The organism is Bacillus sp. 005/A4HT-01/001 (assembly GCF_004634445.1).
Taxonomy (GTDB): Bacteria; Bacillota; Bacilli; order Bacillales; family Bacillaceae; genus Bacillus; species Bacillus altitudinis.
This window is the reverse complement of sequence record NZ_SEIZ01000003.1, coordinates 145,042-160,727: the sequence shown is the minus strand read 5'-3', so window position 1 is coordinate 160,727 and position 15,686 is coordinate 145,042. Positions and strand designations below refer to the sequence as shown.

Sequence of the window (15,686 nt, the reverse complement as noted above, 5' to 3'; positions counted from 1 at the left end):
CGGCTTTTGTTTTTCCCTATTGAGGTTTCTTTTTCTTCCCGCAGCCGCAGCCCGTCTTCTTGATTTTCTTCGTATATACAGATTGTTGATTTGACTGCGCTGGATACCCTTGAAGCATATGTGACGGTGTTTCAGTTGGTTTCATCGCAACCCTTCCTTTCCTATTCCATGTTAGTATATGCATTTTCTTTAAGCGTGTCTGATCAGAATGCCTGTTTATTTCACAAGCTTCGACACGACTGCTTCAATCAAGCCTGCTGCGGCGGCAATCGCTAATAGTAAATTAAGCCACATGCTGATGACAGGAAAAAATATGTATATCAGTAGTAAAGCAGCAGTGCACCACATACCCGTACACCAATAACAGCTTAACAGCTCTCCTATCCAAGATCGCAGTCCCTTCCCCTTAATGACGATATAGGTCTCGACTTCACCTTGTTCGTTTACCTCTTCTTGCTCTTCATGAAATAGACGGCGAAAGGGGGCTGTAATCGTATCAAACACGATCAATCTCGTCAGCCTAAAGGATGCGAGGGCAAATATAGCAAATGACAAAGCGCCGCTCATGGAACCTCCACCTCCTTCATTCTTCTTTTTCCGTCCTTTCTTTATATATGCAAAAAGAAAGACCGCCATGATGAATCGAGTGGAAATAAAATTGGGTTGTACTTTTTCATGCTTTCCGATTCCACCTTGAGCCTCTGCTGCATTAAATAATGTATAGATAAGAAAGGAGTGAAAGTATTGTCTATTGAAGAAAGTGCTGATTTATTATACACACAACTGTTAAACGAATTAATCAGCAATTATGATGATTTCATCGAGATCAAGGATTCCGAAAATGTCACGATTCATAAAACAGATGTAACAGCCGCACTCTCCCTTCAAGCGACCGTAACGACAATCATTACTCTTTTAATTCAAATTCTTGTACCAGATGATGAATTGGCTGCAGACATCACAGAACAGCTTTTAGCTGCACAACAAGTGACAGTTCAAAAGAAAACAGTGATTCAAATCATCAATTGTTATAACGTCACGATTACATTATCTGATGCATCCATTATGAACTCCGTACAAATTCTCACTCAAACACTGAATGTACTTTTAGTTGAAGCCGGCATTCTTTGACCCTTTCTTTTTCTAACATCATGTATGAAAGAGGTGAAATAATCGTGGCTGAAGAGAACGAAAAAAAGGAGTTTCAAATCAACACTGATGTTGATCCATTAACAAGCCTTCTTGTGAGTGATATTTTAAACAAAAATAATGTCACAGATGATCAGAAAGCAAACCTTTCAGAAGATCAAAGAAGGATGATTTTGAAGCTGGTTCAGGATTTACAAAAGAAAGCAGATGATTTCGTACAGCAGCAGCAGGAGAAAAAGCGTCAGGCAGAGGCAGCAAAACATGCAGAAGAGGTCGAGCCTGAACCACAAGTGCGCCCTAAACGAAATTCACTTCGAGATCGTATCCAGCAGCGCCGTCAAGCGCAGCAAAATAACGATTAAATAAAAATGGGTTGCCTGCTAGGATAAATGCCCGAGACAAAACCAATCATTCCAGCATTTAATAAAGTAAACGGAAGGAGGAAAAGAAATGGATTCTAAACCATACTCTTGGGTCGCTCTAGATCGTAACTGTACACACCACGGCGATTACCATCATAACTACGAAAGAAAAGCAGTCTGTGACGGCAACTATTATGATGATGAAGATGTTTTACAAGACTTTGATCAAGTGAGTGTGACAAAGCAGACATCTGAGGAAGTCATTATCGTTAGAGATTCTTGTGACATTAACGTCTCTTCTGTTGATGCACAGGTTGCAGCATCTATCCAAGCAGCTGTTCAAACAGCGATCATCACCATTACAAACATCTCAATCGCTGATGGTGACCTAGCTGACCGCGTCACGCAAGATCTCTTACAAGCAGCTAGCCATAAACAAACAAATCGCCAGAAACTTGTTATCGAAAACTCTAGAAACGTTACAGTCTCTACAATCGATGCGGACATCTCTATTGCCATCCAAACGCTTACACAGACACTTGTTGCGACGATCGTTGCAATTGGTATCCTCTAATGTACAAAAGCAGAGCGAAAAGCTCTGCTTTTCCTTTTTCTAAAAATACAACAAAGATAAATAGTCATTTACCCACACCAACTAGAGGGCGCATACATATGTTGTTAAGGACTAAAGTCAAATACCTTGTTAAAGGAGCTGAAATCCATGAGCTGCGGAAAACACCATGGCCGACATGATGAAAACTGTGTATGCGATGCGGTTGATAAGATTTTAGCAGAGCAGGAAGCTGTAGAAGATAAATGTCCTACGAGCTGCTACAGTAATTTATTAAGCCCGACAGTTTCTGGAAAAGATACGATTCCGTTTTTACTTTTTGATAAAAAGGGCGGATTGTTCTCTACTTTCGGAAACATTGGAGGATTTGTTGACGATTGCCAATGCTTCGAATCCATTTTCTTCCGGGTTGAAAAATTGCATGACTGCTGTGCCACATTATCTGTATTAAGACCTGTTGATGTACACGGACATACGCTAAGCGTTTGTCACCCTTGCGATCCTGACTTCTTTGGTTTAGAAAAAGCGGACTTTTGTATCGAAGTTGATTTGAACTGTTTCTGCGCGATCCAATGTTTAAATCCAGAACTTGTCGACAGAGTCATGCCGGCAAAAGATAAAAAGCATCATCACCACGGCTAAACCAATCGCCCGCTCATCTAACTTGTCATAAGTCAAAGCATCCCCTTCCTCACGAATGACAACCAATCATGCGGAGCAGTCAGCAAAAGGCGGCCGCTTCCGCATTGATTGACATTAGATGCATCAACCGGCGAGACACGTAATAAAGCTTATAGATGATGATGACAGTGCTCAAACACTCAAACAAATTTCCTTGTATAGGAGGGTTGAATATGAGCCGCAAACATTCATGGAACTGTGTAGCAGAGGCTGTTGAAAACATAAACGACTTACAAAATGCCGTCGAAGAGGATTGCCCGACCAGCTGTTACAGCAATCTCCTTTCTCCATCACATTCATTAGGTGACACTGTCCCGTTTGTTCTATTTACCTCAAAATCAAAACCATTCGTCGCATTCGGAAACGTCGGAGAAGTAGATGCTGGCCCTTGCTTCAGCACTGCATTTTTCAGAGTCGAACACATCTCTGATCACTGCGCAACACTCAGCTTGCTTATTGCATTTGACAAAGATCGTCATATTTTAGATTTTACAGATAAAGATTCCGTATGTGATGTGTTCCGTTTAGAAAAATCAAAGTATTGCATTGAAGTAGACCTTGACTGCTTCTGCGCAATAGAGTGCTTAAATCCAAGACTCATCAACCGTAGCTGCTAACAAAAAAAGTCCCGTTATGGGACTTTTTTTATGTTCATTAAAAACCAAGTGGATGAATAGAAGAAATATCACCAATTGCTAATTCCACTGGATTACCGCCGCCTGCCGTGCGGATGACCACCATATTGTCTTTTCTCTCCATGATGATTCCTCTATATGTTTTTCCATCGGCTTCAATGAGGCAAAGCGCTCTCGGCATATTATGCGGCAGACTTGTAAGAAAATCGACTTTCTCCTCGATATTCATTTGGCTTAACGGCTTCTTCACTCGTTTTCTTCTTGGTTCTTCTTTTGTTTCATGAAATACGCCTTCTGGCTGTTTTTCTTGTTCTTGTACTGGCTCTCGATTTTGTGAATCATCTTTTTCTTGATTGATCTCCCGCTCTTGCTGTAGTGCAGGCGGCTCTTCTTTTTTCTGCTTTACTTCCTGTGATACAGGTTCTTGCACGCTCTCGTCGATTGCATCCTCTTTGGCGCTTTTATTGGTTTCTGAAGGTTTTTCTGACTTCTTTCGCTTTCTCACAATATTTTGCATGGCCGGCGCTGATTCATCATAGCTCGGCTGAACAATATACATAAGCGGCTTTTGATTCTCATCACCTTTATTTGACATACTGATCCCTCCCGAATGATTCATTCCTTATATATATGAGAGGACACCCCAAATCAGAAGAAAAATAAAAAACAGCATACCAGTGATTGGTATGCTGCAAATCAATTATTCGTTTAGCGGGCAATGATATGGAAGCCAGAATCAACATGAAGATTCTCACCTGTCATGCCGCGCGATAAATCACTGAATAAGAATAGTGCTGTATCGCCAACTTCTTCAGGAGTCGTTGTACGGCGAAGCGGTGCACGCTCTTCAATATCCTTCAGGATCGTATTAAAGCCGCTGATTCCTTTTGCAGATAACGTACGAATTGGACCAGCAGAAATGCTGTTCACACGGATGCCTTCCGCTCCAAGATCAGCTGCTAAGTATTTCACACTTGCTTCAAGGGCTGCTTTTGCTACACCCATGACATTGTAGTTAGAGACAACGCGCTCTCCGCCTAGGTAAGTAAGTGTGACAATGCTTCCGCCTTCTGTCATGAGCGGACGTGCTGCTTTTGCTACAGCTGTTAGTGAATAGGCACTAATGTTGTGCGCTAAAAGGAAACCTTCACGGTTCGTGTTCAAATATTCACCGACAAGCTCTTCTTTGTTCGCAAATGCAATCGCATGTGCAACACCATGGATGACTTGTACTTTTTCTTTAATCGTTGCAAAACATTTTTCGATTTCTTCATCACTTGTCACATCACAAGGAAGAATAATGGAATCATCACGCTCTAGCGTGCTTGCTAGTTCTTTTACTGATTCTGCAAGACGATCTCCAACATAAGTAAAAATCAAACGAGCTCCTGCTTCGTGAAGTGAACGAGCGATCCCCCAAGCGATGCTTCGTTTATTGGCAACACCCATCACCACAATATTACGGCCTTCTAAAGAAAAGTTCATATGTATTAAAGCCTCCTATTTTTTCAAGACATAGTATTAGTACCTGATCATAATCTTATCACATATCATGAGATATTGACAATTTCCGTTGAAAGAAAGTTTTTATTTCAGAAAAAGACCGTCCTCACAAGTGAAGACAGTCTTCTTTTTATGCTTTGACTCTGTTTTGCTGATAAGCAAAGTGGTTAGTCGGTCCGTGCCCAGCGCCAATATTCAGAGGAAATTTGATCGCCTCATGGACAAAGGTTTCTGCCGTTTCAAAGGCTTCCTTCATGGAACGACCTTTTGCTATTTCTGCCGTTAATGCCGCTGCAAATGTACAGCCTGTTCCGTGTGTATGTGGTGTATCAATATGTTCATTACTGAGTTCAAAAAAGCTTTTTCCATCGTACAAAAGGTCTGTAATGAGGCCGCCTGAAGGACTATGACCTCCTTTGATCACAACATAGCACGTGCCAAGCTCATAAAGTCGTTCTGCTGCTCTATGGCGATCTTCTTTTGTCTGAATGCGCATGCCTGTCAGCACTTCTGCCTCAGGGAGATTCGGTGTGACTGCATAACTGACAGGCAGTAACTGTGTTTTCATAGCAGAGACCGCATCTTCATTTAATAAAGAGGCGCCCCCTTTGGCAATCATGACTGGATCGACAATTAGTTTCAAGTCATATTGCTTCGTTTTTTCAGCAACGACACTGATCATTTCAGCACTCCACAGCATCCCTGTTTTAGCGGCATCTGGCAACAAGTCTTCTGCTACTGCATCAATTTGACTTTCGAGTGCCTCGATAGACAGAGGATAAATACCGTGAACGCCAAGTGTGTTTTGCGCTGTAATGGCCGTAATGGCGGACATTCCGTACACACCAAGCTCCTGAAAGGTTTTCAAGTCTGCTTGAATACCTGCTCCACCGCCAGAATCAGTACCTGCGATGGTTAATGCTTTTTTAATCGTCATGTCATCTCACCCTCTCATTAGCCAATCCATTGATGATAAATCGTTCTCGCTTTCGCAATATCATTTGTCCCATGGACAAGCGCTCTGCCATCTTTGAATAAAACAAGCTTGTACTCATCCTTCTGACACGAAAGCAAATAAGGATTTTCCAGCACATCCATTCCTGCTTTCTTTAGCTGACGGGCTACTTCATGCAGCGCTGGGGGTGCCCCTAGTGCACTGCGAATTTGTACAGTATTTCGTCCACATAATACATCTGCTTTTGCTCTTTGATCATATGAGAGAAATGGATATGTCTTAAGACCGCAGCTTGGACATTTTTTCTTTTTTAAAGACGTAACGGATCGAATATCAGATCGCTCGTTTGTCCATAAATCAAACGATCTTAATACCGGCGTGATTTGGTGTCCTGTTAAAAGCTTCAGTGCATCCGCCACTTGATAGGCCGCAACCTGCTGCACAACTGGACTAATAATTCCTGCTGTATCACATGTCATGCCTTGTGCAGGTAAATGCTCAAGTAGGCAGTGTAAACATGGTGTTTCACCAGGAATCACTGTGAATTGAATACCATAGCTTGCTACACAGGCCCCATAAAGGAACGGAATTTGATGTTTGACGGCCGCATCGTTCGCAATCATTCTCACCTCAAAATTATCCGCTGCATCCACGATGATGGATGCCCCGCTGACGTACTCATCAATATTTTGAGCGGTCACGTCAATGACGATTCCTCTCACGTGAACGTCACTGTTCACCTGCTTGAGTCTTTTCTCAGCAGCCACAGCCTTTGGCAGCCGATCAAGAACATCTTGCTCTGTGTAAAGCTGCTGACGCTGCAGGTTGCTCCATTCAATATAATCTCTATCCAAAATGGTGACAGATCCTACGCCGGCACGGACGAGCATTTCAGCACTCGCTGTTCCAAGTGCCCCAGCCCCAATAATGACGGCATTTGAGGCATTTAGCCGTTTTTGTCCTTCTGTACCGATCGGCCTAAAAAGCTCTTGGCGTGAATAACGTGTGCTCAAAATGCTGGCATTCCTTCTTGCGGACTGCTGGCTGTTCCATAGTTTTTGAGTGGAATACGGCCTGCCTCGAAACCGAGTCTTCCAGATTCAATCGCCAGCTTCATCGCTTTAGCCATTTTCACAGGGTCCTTTGCGCCAGACACGGCTGTATTCAGTAATACAGCATCAGCGCCCAATTCCATCGCAAAAGCAGCATCCTTCGGCGAACCTACACCCGCATCAATAATAACTGGCACCTTTGCCTGTTCGATAATAAACGATAGATTCAGAGGGTTTAAAAGCCCTTGACCTGAACCGATTGGAGAAGCACCTGGCATAATGGCTTGAACACCAAGTTCTTCTAATTTTCTTGCCAGCACCACATCATCTGACGTATATGGCAACACGATAAAGCCTTCTTCTAATAGCATTTCAGATGCTTTTAACGTTTCGACTGGATCTGGCAGAAGAGACCTTGAACAGCCAATGACTTCTACTTTGATCATGTCACACAGTCCAGAAGCTTTCGCTAAACGGGCAATCCGCACCGCTTCTTCCGCTGTACTTGCCCCGGCAGTATTTGGCAGCAATGTATAGGCTGATAAATCAAGCTGCTCTAAAAAATTGGGCTGTGATGGTTCAAATATGTTCATTCTTCGCACAGCAAAGGTCAAAATTTCAGCTTCTGATACGTTGACCGCCTCTTTTTGAACTTCAAATGATGGATACTTTCCTGTCCCTAGTAATAGTCTTGATGTAAATGTTTTTCCGCCAATGCGCAGCATGGTGTCATCCTCCTCCTACAAAGTGAACGATTTCAATCGTGTCATTTGGTTGAATTTTTACCTGTTGAAAGGCTTCTTTATCTATAATTTCTTGATTTTTTTCAACGATCACCACTCGGTTTTCAAGTTGATAGGCTGATAGCAGATCAAAAATCGTGCCATTTTCCTTATCGAAATCAACCATTCTTCCATTCAATTGAATTTTCATACGAACAATGCCTCCTTTCGCCCAATACGAAACGCATGAAGCCATTCCTTGTGAACAGACTCGCCCGCTATTAAGCCGCGAATGATTTCCCCCGTAATTGGCGCAAGTAAAATGCCATTTCGGTAATGTCCCGTTGCAAAAAGAATACGCTCGTCTTCTGGATGTTTTCCGATATAGGGGTGCCGGTCGCTTGTCGCTGGCCGAAGACCTGCCCAGCATTGATCAATCGGCATCTCTCGAATAGATGGCATGAGCTGAGATGCTTTGTGAATAACTGCTTCAATACCGCCAAGTGTCGGAACGGCCTGCCAGTCATTCGGTTTCATCGTTGCACCAATCACTAGCTTACCGCTATCCCTTTGAACGATATAACAATGATCATGATAGATGGTGTGTGCAAGCGCTGGACCGTTATTCCAAACAGACACGCATTCTCCTTTTACTGGATAGAGAGAATGTGATAACCCCAGTTCTTCTAAAAAACGGCCCGACCATACACCACTTGCTACAGTCAGATGATCACATGTGAAGATGCCTTTAGCTGTACTGACTGTCAATGTTTCTTTTCCCCTCTTCACATCGATAACAGGGGTAAACTCCTTCACATCCGCTCCGTGCCGAACAGCCGCCTGCCAAAAAGCCCTGCATACCGCATATGGCTCGACATGTACATCATCTTCTATCAATCCTGCTCCTACAATGTCATCTGCAATTTGAGGCATACGTTCTTTTACGCTGCTTGCTTCAAGCCATTCAAATGTGGGCAAATGCTGCATCCGGCAAAGCGCACGCTTTTCTTGTTCTGTAAAAGCCACCTTCATAATCCCGCCCACTGATATCCGAATATCAATGCCCGATTCATGCTGAAGGTCGACTGTTAATTTTTCATATAAAGCCTGACTTTGTCTGCCTACTTGAAAGAAAATATCCTCATCACCTTCTCCTTCAGCATGTGCACCCAGCATGCCAGCAGCCGCACTTGTCGTTTGCTTCCCGATCTCATTTGCCTCAAATAAGACAATCTGCTTTCCTGCTTTTGCAAGGTGATAAGCGATCGACATCCCTATGATTCCACCACCAATGATTGCAACATCATAATGCTTGTTCATAAGGATTCTCCTTTCGCTTTTTAGAAAATGTTTGCGCCATTTTGCGCGGCTGAGGATGAGCAAAAATCCCCGACATGACGGCTATTCCTTTTAACTCAACATGCATCAATTCTGGCAATCGTTCTGGTGTGATTCCACCAATGACAACGACTGGAATGGACAGCTCAGAAGTCATTTCCTCCACAACCTTTATGCCTCTCGCCTGAAGTCCGGGTTTGCATGCGGTATCATACACGTGCCCAAACATGACATACTCTGCCCCGTTCTTCTCTGCTGCTTTGGCTTCTTCTATCGAATGAACCGATACCCCCGCATGGAGGTGAGGAAATTTTTGTCTTAATTCCTTTGGCGAAAAGCTGTGTCCTGGAAGATGAACCCGGTGAATATTGGTCAGCAGCGCAACATCAACTCGGTCATTGATAATCAGCTTTTCTTTCGGAACACCTTCTGCTAGGAGTTGTTTCACGAGGTGAACCAGCTCACCTGCTGCCTTCGATCGTTCACGAATATGAATAAAGTCTACTTCAGACGCAATGTCTTTTACTTGCTTGATGAGCTCCCTGATAGGAAGCGTATCATTTGTCACTGCGTGGAGTTCCATTTGCACCAACCCCATCTAAGCATGCTGTCTGCCACATTTCTTTTTCATACGCCATCTCCCAGAAATGGTATTCGTAATAGCTTGAAATCACGAAATTTTCTTTCATATTAGCCCGCACATGTTCTGGCGCTTTTTCTGCAAGTTCATCAAAACGGTTCACCTGTTCAAAAACAAGCTCTTTAAACCAATCCCCGCCATATGTCAAAATCCATTCTTGATAAATCGGATGGTCAGGTGTTGTTTGTTTCAGTTTTTCTCCTACCTCATAATAAAGCCAGTAGCACGGCAATAATGCGGCTAAAATTTCTTCAAAACGACCGCTTTTCACAGATCGGTACATATGCGAGGTATATGCATACGCAGTTGGAGAAGGTTTAAAGTTTGCCAGCGCTTCATCAGAGATCTGGAGCAGTTCTGTGAACTTTCTATGCAGTGATAGCTCTGCTTCATACGTACCCTGCGCATGATATGCCATTCTGCCTGTCGTATGTAAGTCCTCACTAATGGCAGCTCCATACGACTGTACTTTTGCAAAATGAGTTAAATAGTACGAATCCTGCATCACATAATAAGTGAAACGATCGAGTGAAAGTGTGCCATCACCAATCCCTTTCACAAAAGGGTGTGTAAAGCTCCCATTCCACCATCTAGCTGCTGCTTCTTTACATTCGTTCGAAAATGTCATGTTCCTCTCCTCCTGTTTTTCCATATAAAAAAACCACTTTCCGCGTGGAAAGTGGTTTGGAATTTGTAAAAAGCATAGTCAAACACCGCACCACTTCCCTACGCAGGTATGAACCTGTTCAGGTAATGAGGGTCTAAAAGTCTACACTTTTATCTCAGCCCTTTTAAAGGACTCCCCTAGTGGATCAAACATATATTGTTGTACCTCTATCTTAATCAGGATTTGTTCATCGGTCAAGGGTTCATTGCAACTCTAATTGGGCTCTAAGTCCTGCAACATACTCCCGGGAGCCAGACACAAGCACGCGGTCACCGCTTCTAAGCGTCGTATCCCCATGCGGTACTAAGCTGTCAATTCCTCTAAAAATACGGACAAACACCAAATCGCCGGTAAAAGGAAATTCCCTCAGCATGACATTATGATACCGATGATTGTTCATTTGAATTTGATACAAAGAAGAATCCTCATTTGTTAACAAGCGAATCGCATCAGGTGCTTCAATCAATGCCCTCAGCACCGTTTTAGATGATAAGAAGTTAGAAAAGGTATCGATCCCTGCTTCCTTTAATGTCAGCTCGGCTTCCGCTTTGTTAACACTTGCAATGACTTGTTTAGACCCTTCTTCTTTTGCAAATAAAGCAATTTCCTTATTTTTCGTTTCACTGCCTGTAGCCACAACGAGCACATCCTCTTGCCCAATGCCAGCCTGCCTTAGCGTATCATCGTCATATTGTTCAATCGCTTCAACTTCAAAGATGGAGTCAGCAAGCAAGGCTTCTTTATTTTCCTGAAAGACGTGTAAAATACGGATGTCATATTCATCCTGATGCAAATCAAGCGTCACAGGTAACGTCAGCTGATTCGCTCCAATAAACGTCACACGCTTTTTATGATTGGTTTCACGTTCTTGTTTAAATAACGCCTTAAACCAAACAGGCGTTAAAATACTCGTGAGCACAGCGACTAAAATAAGTGCTCCTGACATTTTATGATCAATGACACCAAGCCGCTCACCAATCGTTGCAGCAGCAATGACAAGGGATAACGTCGAGGTTAATAAAAAACCAGAACCAATGACTTTTTTCATGTCATACCATTTTTTTAAATAAAGAATCGGAACGAGTTTACTAAGCAATAATGCGATAAACAGCAGCGGAATCATGATCATGATGGTTGGATCTTTAAAGAGTGACCATATATTCAGGTCCACACCGACCATCACAAAAAAGATCGGAATTAAAAAGCCATAGCCAAACGAGTCCAGCTGCTGTACGAGCTCTTTATTAGGCGAAAGAAGAGACACAAGCACACCTGCTAAAAAAGCCCCAAGAATATTTTCAGCACCGAGTGATTCAGATAAGGCAACTAAGACTATAATGAGAGTAAAGATGGCTCTTGTCCCAATTTGCACCGTTCCTTTTGACATGGACTGAAAAATGGACTTTGTCTTAAATACTCGGCCAAATAAATAAAGAAGAATACCTGCCGCAAATAATAATAAGAGCAACCACATGTTCCCTGTTCCATCGCCATAAATGGAGGAAAACACAGCAAGTAAAATCATTGTCACCAAATCAGCAATGACGGCTACAAGCAAAATGATTTGACCAATATTCGTTTGCATCAACTTTTCCTCTTTTAAGGTAGGAACTACCACACCCAATGAGATGGTGGAAATAATAAGCGTCATTAAAAAGGCATTTTGAATAAATCCTGCAAGGACAAACGCATAAGACAGGATAAAGGACATACAAAATACGCCAACAAAAATAATGGTCGCTGTTTTAAATGTATTCGGTTCTTTTAAACCATTTGGCAGTTCTCGCGCTTTCTTCTTTGATTCAAAAGAAGAAAAATCTATTTCAAGTCCACTTAAAAACATAAGAAAAATAAAACCTAGCATGGATAACGTATCTAGCCATGCGTCGTGTTCAACAACTAGTTGAAGACCGCTTTTTCCAATGATGAGCCCCATGATGATTTCAGCGACAACGACCGGGATGGTCAGCTTAAATCGGTGCAATAAAATGGGGGTGAAAAAGGCTACAATAATAACGACAACGAGTGATGAAACAGATGTATGCTCCATTGGCTAAATCCTCCTAACATTCATGTTTAATTTTTAAGTTTTACGTTAAAGCATTGATTCTAACAATTGCCCAAATGAAATGAAAGCCATTCGTTATATTTTCTAAAATTCAAACTTCTTTATATCCGATAAATGGATGAAAAAATCAGGAGGAACCTTTATGAAATTCGATATCATCGGCGATATCCACGGCTGCTACGAAGAGCTGCTTACCCTCATACACAAACTAGGATACGAACTCAAACACGGACTACCTGTCCACCCTGATAAGAGAACACTGGCCCTTGTTGGTGATTTAACAGACCGCGGCCCTCGATCAGTTGCCGTGATGCAATTTGTCATACACGCCTATTCTAAGGGCGCCATCCGCTATGTGCCTGGCAACCATTGTTTTAAGTTGTATCGCTATTTGAAAGGAAATCCCGTAAAATTACTGCACGGCATTGAAACAACGGTAAACGAAATCAAAAAACTGCCGCATGATGAACAAACCATTTTATCACGTGAATTTAAACATTTATTTGAAAAGGCACCGCTTTATGATGTACTGATTCCGAATGAACTGATCATTGCACACGCAGCAATGAAGGAAAAGGATATTGGCAAAAAACCGAACAAACAGATGAGGTCTTATCTATTATTTGGAGCAGTCACCGGAGAAACATGGCCAGACGGTCGACCTGTCAGGAAGGACTGGGCAAAGGAATATCACGGAAAACCATGGATTGTGTACGGGCATACACCCGTAAAAGAACCAAGATTTATCGGTAGAACGGTTAACATTGATACAGGCTGCGTCTTTGGCCACAAGCTCTCTGCCCTTAGATATCCAGAGCTTGAGACAGTATCTGTTCCTTCATCTATGCCATATGATGATTCAAGATTTCAGCATTTCACGCAATAAAAAACCCGGTCCACCATGACAGGTGACCGGGTTTACTTGTTTACTGAAGCAATAATGTCATATCATCCGGCAAAGGAGCCGAAAAGGTCATGGACTCCCCTGTTATCGGATGCGGAAAAACAAGGGTTTCACTATGAAGTGCCTGCCTGCCTATTCTCTCGCTTGTTCCACCATATAGCGTATCTCCAACAAGCGGATGACCTAGGAATTGCATGTGAACACGAATTTGATGAGTTCTTCCCGTTTCAAGGGTAAGGGACACATCAGACATATCTAAATGAGTATGTACCGCCCGCACCGTATAATGTGTTACGGCTTCCTGACCAGATTCATCCACCATTCGTTCAATAATGCTGTCCCCTTTTCGAGCAATTTTTGCTCTAATTGTTCCTTCCTTTTGCGTGATCATGCCATGTGTCATGGCTCTATATGTTCGCTTGACTTCCCCTTTTTTCTGCGCCTTTGATAAAAGGCTGTGTGCAAAGCGATGTTTAGCGACTAACATGACACCAGAAGTATCACGATCAAGACGGCTCACCAAGTGGACAGTCAGTCGAACAGACTGCTTAGCATAATGGTGAAGCAGTCCATTTGCAATACTATGCTCAGGGTGCTCTCGAGAAGGAATCGATGGGATATACGGCTTTTTATTCAGCACAAGCACGTGCTCGTCCTCAAATAAAATATCAAGCGGAATGGCCGCAGGTTTTAGCCCTTCACTCACTTTTTCCTCGGGAAATAAAATGGTGAGCCTGTCTCCCTCGCGTAGCTCATATCTCACGGTCACATGCTCTCCATTAATCAGAAGGTCACCGCCATCAAATTTAATATCTGTCAGCATTCGTTTTGAAATGCCAAGTTCGATTAAGTAGTTCTTCAGCAGCCTGCCTTCTTCTTTGTCTGATATGGTTTTGTTTATCTTAAAGTATTCCAGCGAGAACAACCTCTTTCTTATTCTCCTTTGCCGATAAAGGAATCTTGCACCCTTTTCCAAAACGGAAATGGTCTAAATCGGGCAAACCGGACATTCTCGTCTGCCACTCGGCATTGAATGGATTTCACATCTTTATGCAGCAGCGACAAATGATCTATCGTCACCTGAAAATCCACATCATTAATCGGTTTGATCACACACGTATGGTGGTCCGGCAAAATGAGCGGCGAACCGACCGTTCTAAACACTCTGTTGTTGATTGAAGCCATTTCTGCCAGCTGGATCGCCCTAATGGATGGGTGAATAATAGCCCCGCCAAGTGCCTTATTATAGGCTGTACTGCCAGATGGTGTAGACAAACAAAGACCATCTCCTCTGAATGTTTCAAAAAGCTGACCCCTAATCTCAACATCTGCCACAAGTGTACCTTCCATACTTTTAATCGTACATTCATTCATTGCTAAATATTTTTCTTCCCGGCCCCCATCGTTGTACCTGACGATGACTTCAAGAATCGGATATTCCACAATATGATAAGGCGTTTTGGCAATGGCTAACACAAGCTTTTCAATTTCACTCGGGACCCAGTCCGCATAAAAACCAAGATGGCCTGTATGTACGCCGACAAAAGCGGTTTCGTTTAGACGGTTACTATACCGGTGAAAAGCGTATAAAAGGGTTCCGTCTCCGCCAACTGTAATGACGAGATCGGGTTCCTCTTCATTTAATTCCATTCCAAAATCCAATAAGTAGGTCTGTATTTTATTTTTAAGTGTGTCAGATACAGAATTCCCTTTCGAAGAAACTGCAAATTTCATGAATTCTTCTCCTTTTCCACCTTGCTGCGACGAGAAAGCAGCATCATATTTGATCAAGCTTAGGCTCAGCTATCGTTTTTCTTTTTCCGGGAAAATGCCACTTGCGCTTCTTGAATTTCCCCTCTGATTTCAGACATCTCATCATCAAGAAGAGATGCTGCCTCAGAAGCTCTTTGAAGGCGCTGCTTGACCTTCTCCGGGATATTCCCGCTATATTTATAATTCAGAGAATGCTCGATGGTCGCCCAAAAGTTCATGGCTAATGTACGGATTTGGATTTCGACGAGGAGCTGCTTCTCTCCATTGATCGTTTGCAGCGGATATAACACAACAAGGTGGTACGAGCGGTATCCGCTTTCTTTATGTTCTGCAATATAGTCGCGTTTATCTACAACCACGAAATCTTTTCGTGACTGAAGCATTTTCTTGACGACTTGTATATCTTCTACAAATTGGCACATAATGCGAAGCCCTGCAATATCCTGCATCGTTTCAATCTCATGCATCGGGATATTTTTACGCTTTGCCTTTTCCAATATGCTGGCAACGGGTTTCACTCGGCCAGTGACAAATTCTACTGGTGAATGGTCATCCTCAAATTCATACAGTTTTCGGATGCCTTTTAGTTTCACTTTTAATTCTTCGACTGCTTGCTTATATGGTGCGAGGAATTGATCCCATTGTTTTTTGTCCATGAAACTTCCC

At 42.8% G+C, this 15,686-nt stretch carries 21 protein-coding genes and 1 riboswitch; of the genes, 6 read left to right on the top strand and 15 right to left on the bottom strand.

What is annotated here, in order from left to right:
* Positions 1–16: 16 nt before the first annotated feature.
* Entirely contained in the window at positions 17–145 is a 129-nt protein-coding gene (locus ES896_RS20400; RefSeq protein WP_008348422.1) for a hypothetical protein, read from the bottom strand.
* 71 nt (positions 146–216) lie between these two features.
* Entirely contained in the window at positions 217–567 is a 351-nt protein-coding gene (locus ES896_RS10460) for a DUF1360 domain-containing protein (RefSeq protein ID WP_035700339.1), read from the bottom strand.
* 177 nt (positions 568–744) lie between these two features.
* On the opposite strand from ES896_RS10460, the gene ES896_RS10455 reads away from it, so the two are divergent.
* From ES896_RS10455 to ES896_RS10435, 5 genes are all read left to right on the top strand, one after another.
* Entirely contained in the window at positions 745–1,131 is a 387-nt protein-coding gene (locus ES896_RS10455) for a spore coat protein (protein ID WP_007498962.1), read from the top strand.
* Positions 1,132–1,175: 44 nt separating this feature from the next.
* A complete protein-coding gene (locus tag ES896_RS10450) occupies positions 1,176–1,511 on the top strand; it encodes a hypothetical protein (protein ID WP_008355377.1) in 336 nt (111 codons plus the stop codon).
* Positions 1,512–1,599: 88 nt separating this feature from the next.
* The gene (locus tag ES896_RS10445) at positions 1,600–2,085 is read left to right on the top strand and encodes a spore coat protein (RefSeq protein ID WP_008355374.1); all 486 of its coding nucleotides are present in this window, start codon (positions 1,600–1,602) and stop codon (positions 2,083–2,085) included.
* A 147-nt stretch (positions 2,086–2,232) separates the two neighbouring features.
* Entirely contained in the window at positions 2,233–2,724 is a 492-nt protein-coding gene (locus tag ES896_RS10440) for a CotY/CotZ family spore coat protein (protein ID WP_025207165.1), read from the top strand.
* Between the two features lie 212 nt (positions 2,725–2,936).
* Positions 2,937–3,380 (top strand): CotY/CotZ family spore coat protein, encoded by a 444-nt coding sequence (locus ES896_RS10435; RefSeq protein ID WP_008348434.1) that lies wholly within the window; start codon positions 2,937–2,939, stop codon positions 3,378–3,380.
* A gap of 37 nt (positions 3,381–3,417) precedes the next feature.
* Here the strand turns inward: ES896_RS10435 and ES896_RS10430 are convergent, their stop codons facing one another.
* The 10 genes from ES896_RS10430 to ES896_RS10385 form a co-directional block, all read right to left on the bottom strand.
* On the bottom strand, positions 3,418–3,993 hold the full coding sequence (locus ES896_RS10430) for a CotO family spore coat protein (protein ID WP_017359659.1): 576 nt from the start codon (positions 3,991–3,993) through the stop codon (positions 3,418–3,420).
* A 113-nt stretch (positions 3,994–4,106) separates the two neighbouring features.
* Positions 4,107–4,883 (bottom strand): enoyl-ACP reductase FabI, encoded by a 777-nt coding sequence (gene fabI, locus ES896_RS10425; RefSeq protein WP_003211867.1) that lies wholly within the window; start codon positions 4,881–4,883, stop codon positions 4,107–4,109.
* Positions 4,884–5,031: 148 nt separating this feature from the next.
* Entirely contained in the window at positions 5,032–5,838 is an 807-nt protein-coding gene (gene thiD / locus ES896_RS10420; protein ID WP_025207163.1) for a bifunctional hydroxymethylpyrimidine kinase/phosphomethylpyrimidine kinase, read from the bottom strand.
* Positions 5,839–5,855: 17 nt separating this feature from the next.
* A complete protein-coding gene (locus tag ES896_RS10415; RefSeq protein ID WP_048003221.1) occupies positions 5,856–6,869 on the bottom strand; it encodes a thiazole biosynthesis adenylyltransferase ThiF in 1,014 nt (337 codons plus the stop codon).
* Positions 6,866–7,633 (bottom strand): thiazole synthase, encoded by a 768-nt coding sequence (locus ES896_RS10410; protein ID WP_076821866.1) that lies wholly within the window; start codon positions 7,631–7,633, stop codon positions 6,866–6,868. Before ES896_RS10410 ends, ES896_RS10415 begins: the two co-directional genes overlap by 4 nt.
* Positions 7,634–7,637: 4 nt before the next feature.
* Positions 7,638–7,841, bottom strand: a complete 204-nt coding sequence (thiS, locus tag ES896_RS10405) for a sulfur carrier protein ThiS (protein ID WP_017367025.1) — start codon at positions 7,839–7,841, stop codon at positions 7,638–7,640.
* On the bottom strand, positions 7,838–8,950 hold the full coding sequence (thiO, locus tag ES896_RS10400) for a glycine oxidase ThiO (protein WP_076821869.1): 1,113 nt from the start codon (positions 8,948–8,950) through the stop codon (positions 7,838–7,840). Before thiO ends, thiS begins: the two co-directional genes overlap by 4 nt.
* Positions 8,934–9,551, bottom strand: a complete 618-nt coding sequence (gene tenI / locus ES896_RS10395; RefSeq protein ID WP_135226780.1) for a thiazole tautomerase TenI — start codon at positions 9,549–9,551, stop codon at positions 8,934–8,936. Before tenI ends, thiO begins: the two co-directional genes overlap by 17 nt.
* Positions 9,526–10,236 (bottom strand): thiaminase II, encoded by a 711-nt coding sequence (gene tenA, locus ES896_RS10390; protein ID WP_035392416.1) that lies wholly within the window; start codon positions 10,234–10,236, stop codon positions 9,526–9,528. The genes tenI and tenA overlap by 26 nt, the downstream gene beginning before the upstream one ends.
* Positions 10,237–10,314: 78 nt before the next feature.
* Positions 10,315–10,424, bottom strand: a riboswitch (TPP riboswitch).
* Positions 10,425–10,477: 53 nt separating this feature from the next.
* On the bottom strand, positions 10,478–12,325 hold the full coding sequence (locus ES896_RS10385; protein WP_046527497.1) for a monovalent cation:proton antiporter family protein: 1,848 nt from the start codon (positions 12,323–12,325) through the stop codon (positions 10,478–10,480).
* 160 nt (positions 12,326–12,485) lie between these two features.
* Here ES896_RS10385 and prpE point away from each other — a divergent pair, with 160 nt between their 5' ends.
* On the top strand, positions 12,486–13,229 hold the full coding sequence (gene prpE / locus ES896_RS10380) for a bis(5'-nucleosyl)-tetraphosphatase PrpE (protein WP_039963415.1): 744 nt from the start codon (positions 12,486–12,488) through the stop codon (positions 13,227–13,229).
* A gap of 40 nt (positions 13,230–13,269) precedes the next feature.
* Here prpE and ES896_RS10375 read toward each other — a convergent pair whose 3' ends face one another.
* From ES896_RS10375 to yjbM, 3 genes are all read right to left on the bottom strand, one after another.
* Positions 13,270–14,163, bottom strand: a complete 894-nt coding sequence (locus tag ES896_RS10375; protein WP_205687771.1) for an RluA family pseudouridine synthase — start codon at positions 14,161–14,163, stop codon at positions 13,270–13,272.
* A gap of 17 nt (positions 14,164–14,180) precedes the next feature.
* Positions 14,181–14,981, bottom strand: a complete 801-nt coding sequence (locus ES896_RS10370; RefSeq protein WP_008355343.1) for an NAD kinase — start codon at positions 14,979–14,981, stop codon at positions 14,181–14,183.
* 65 nt (positions 14,982–15,046) lie between these two features.
* Positions 15,047–15,676: a GTP diphosphokinase gene (yjbM, locus tag ES896_RS10365; protein WP_008348457.1), complete on the bottom strand. Its 630-nt coding sequence runs from the start codon at positions 15,674–15,676 to the stop codon at positions 15,047–15,049.
* Positions 15,677–15,686 lie beyond the last annotated feature (10 nt).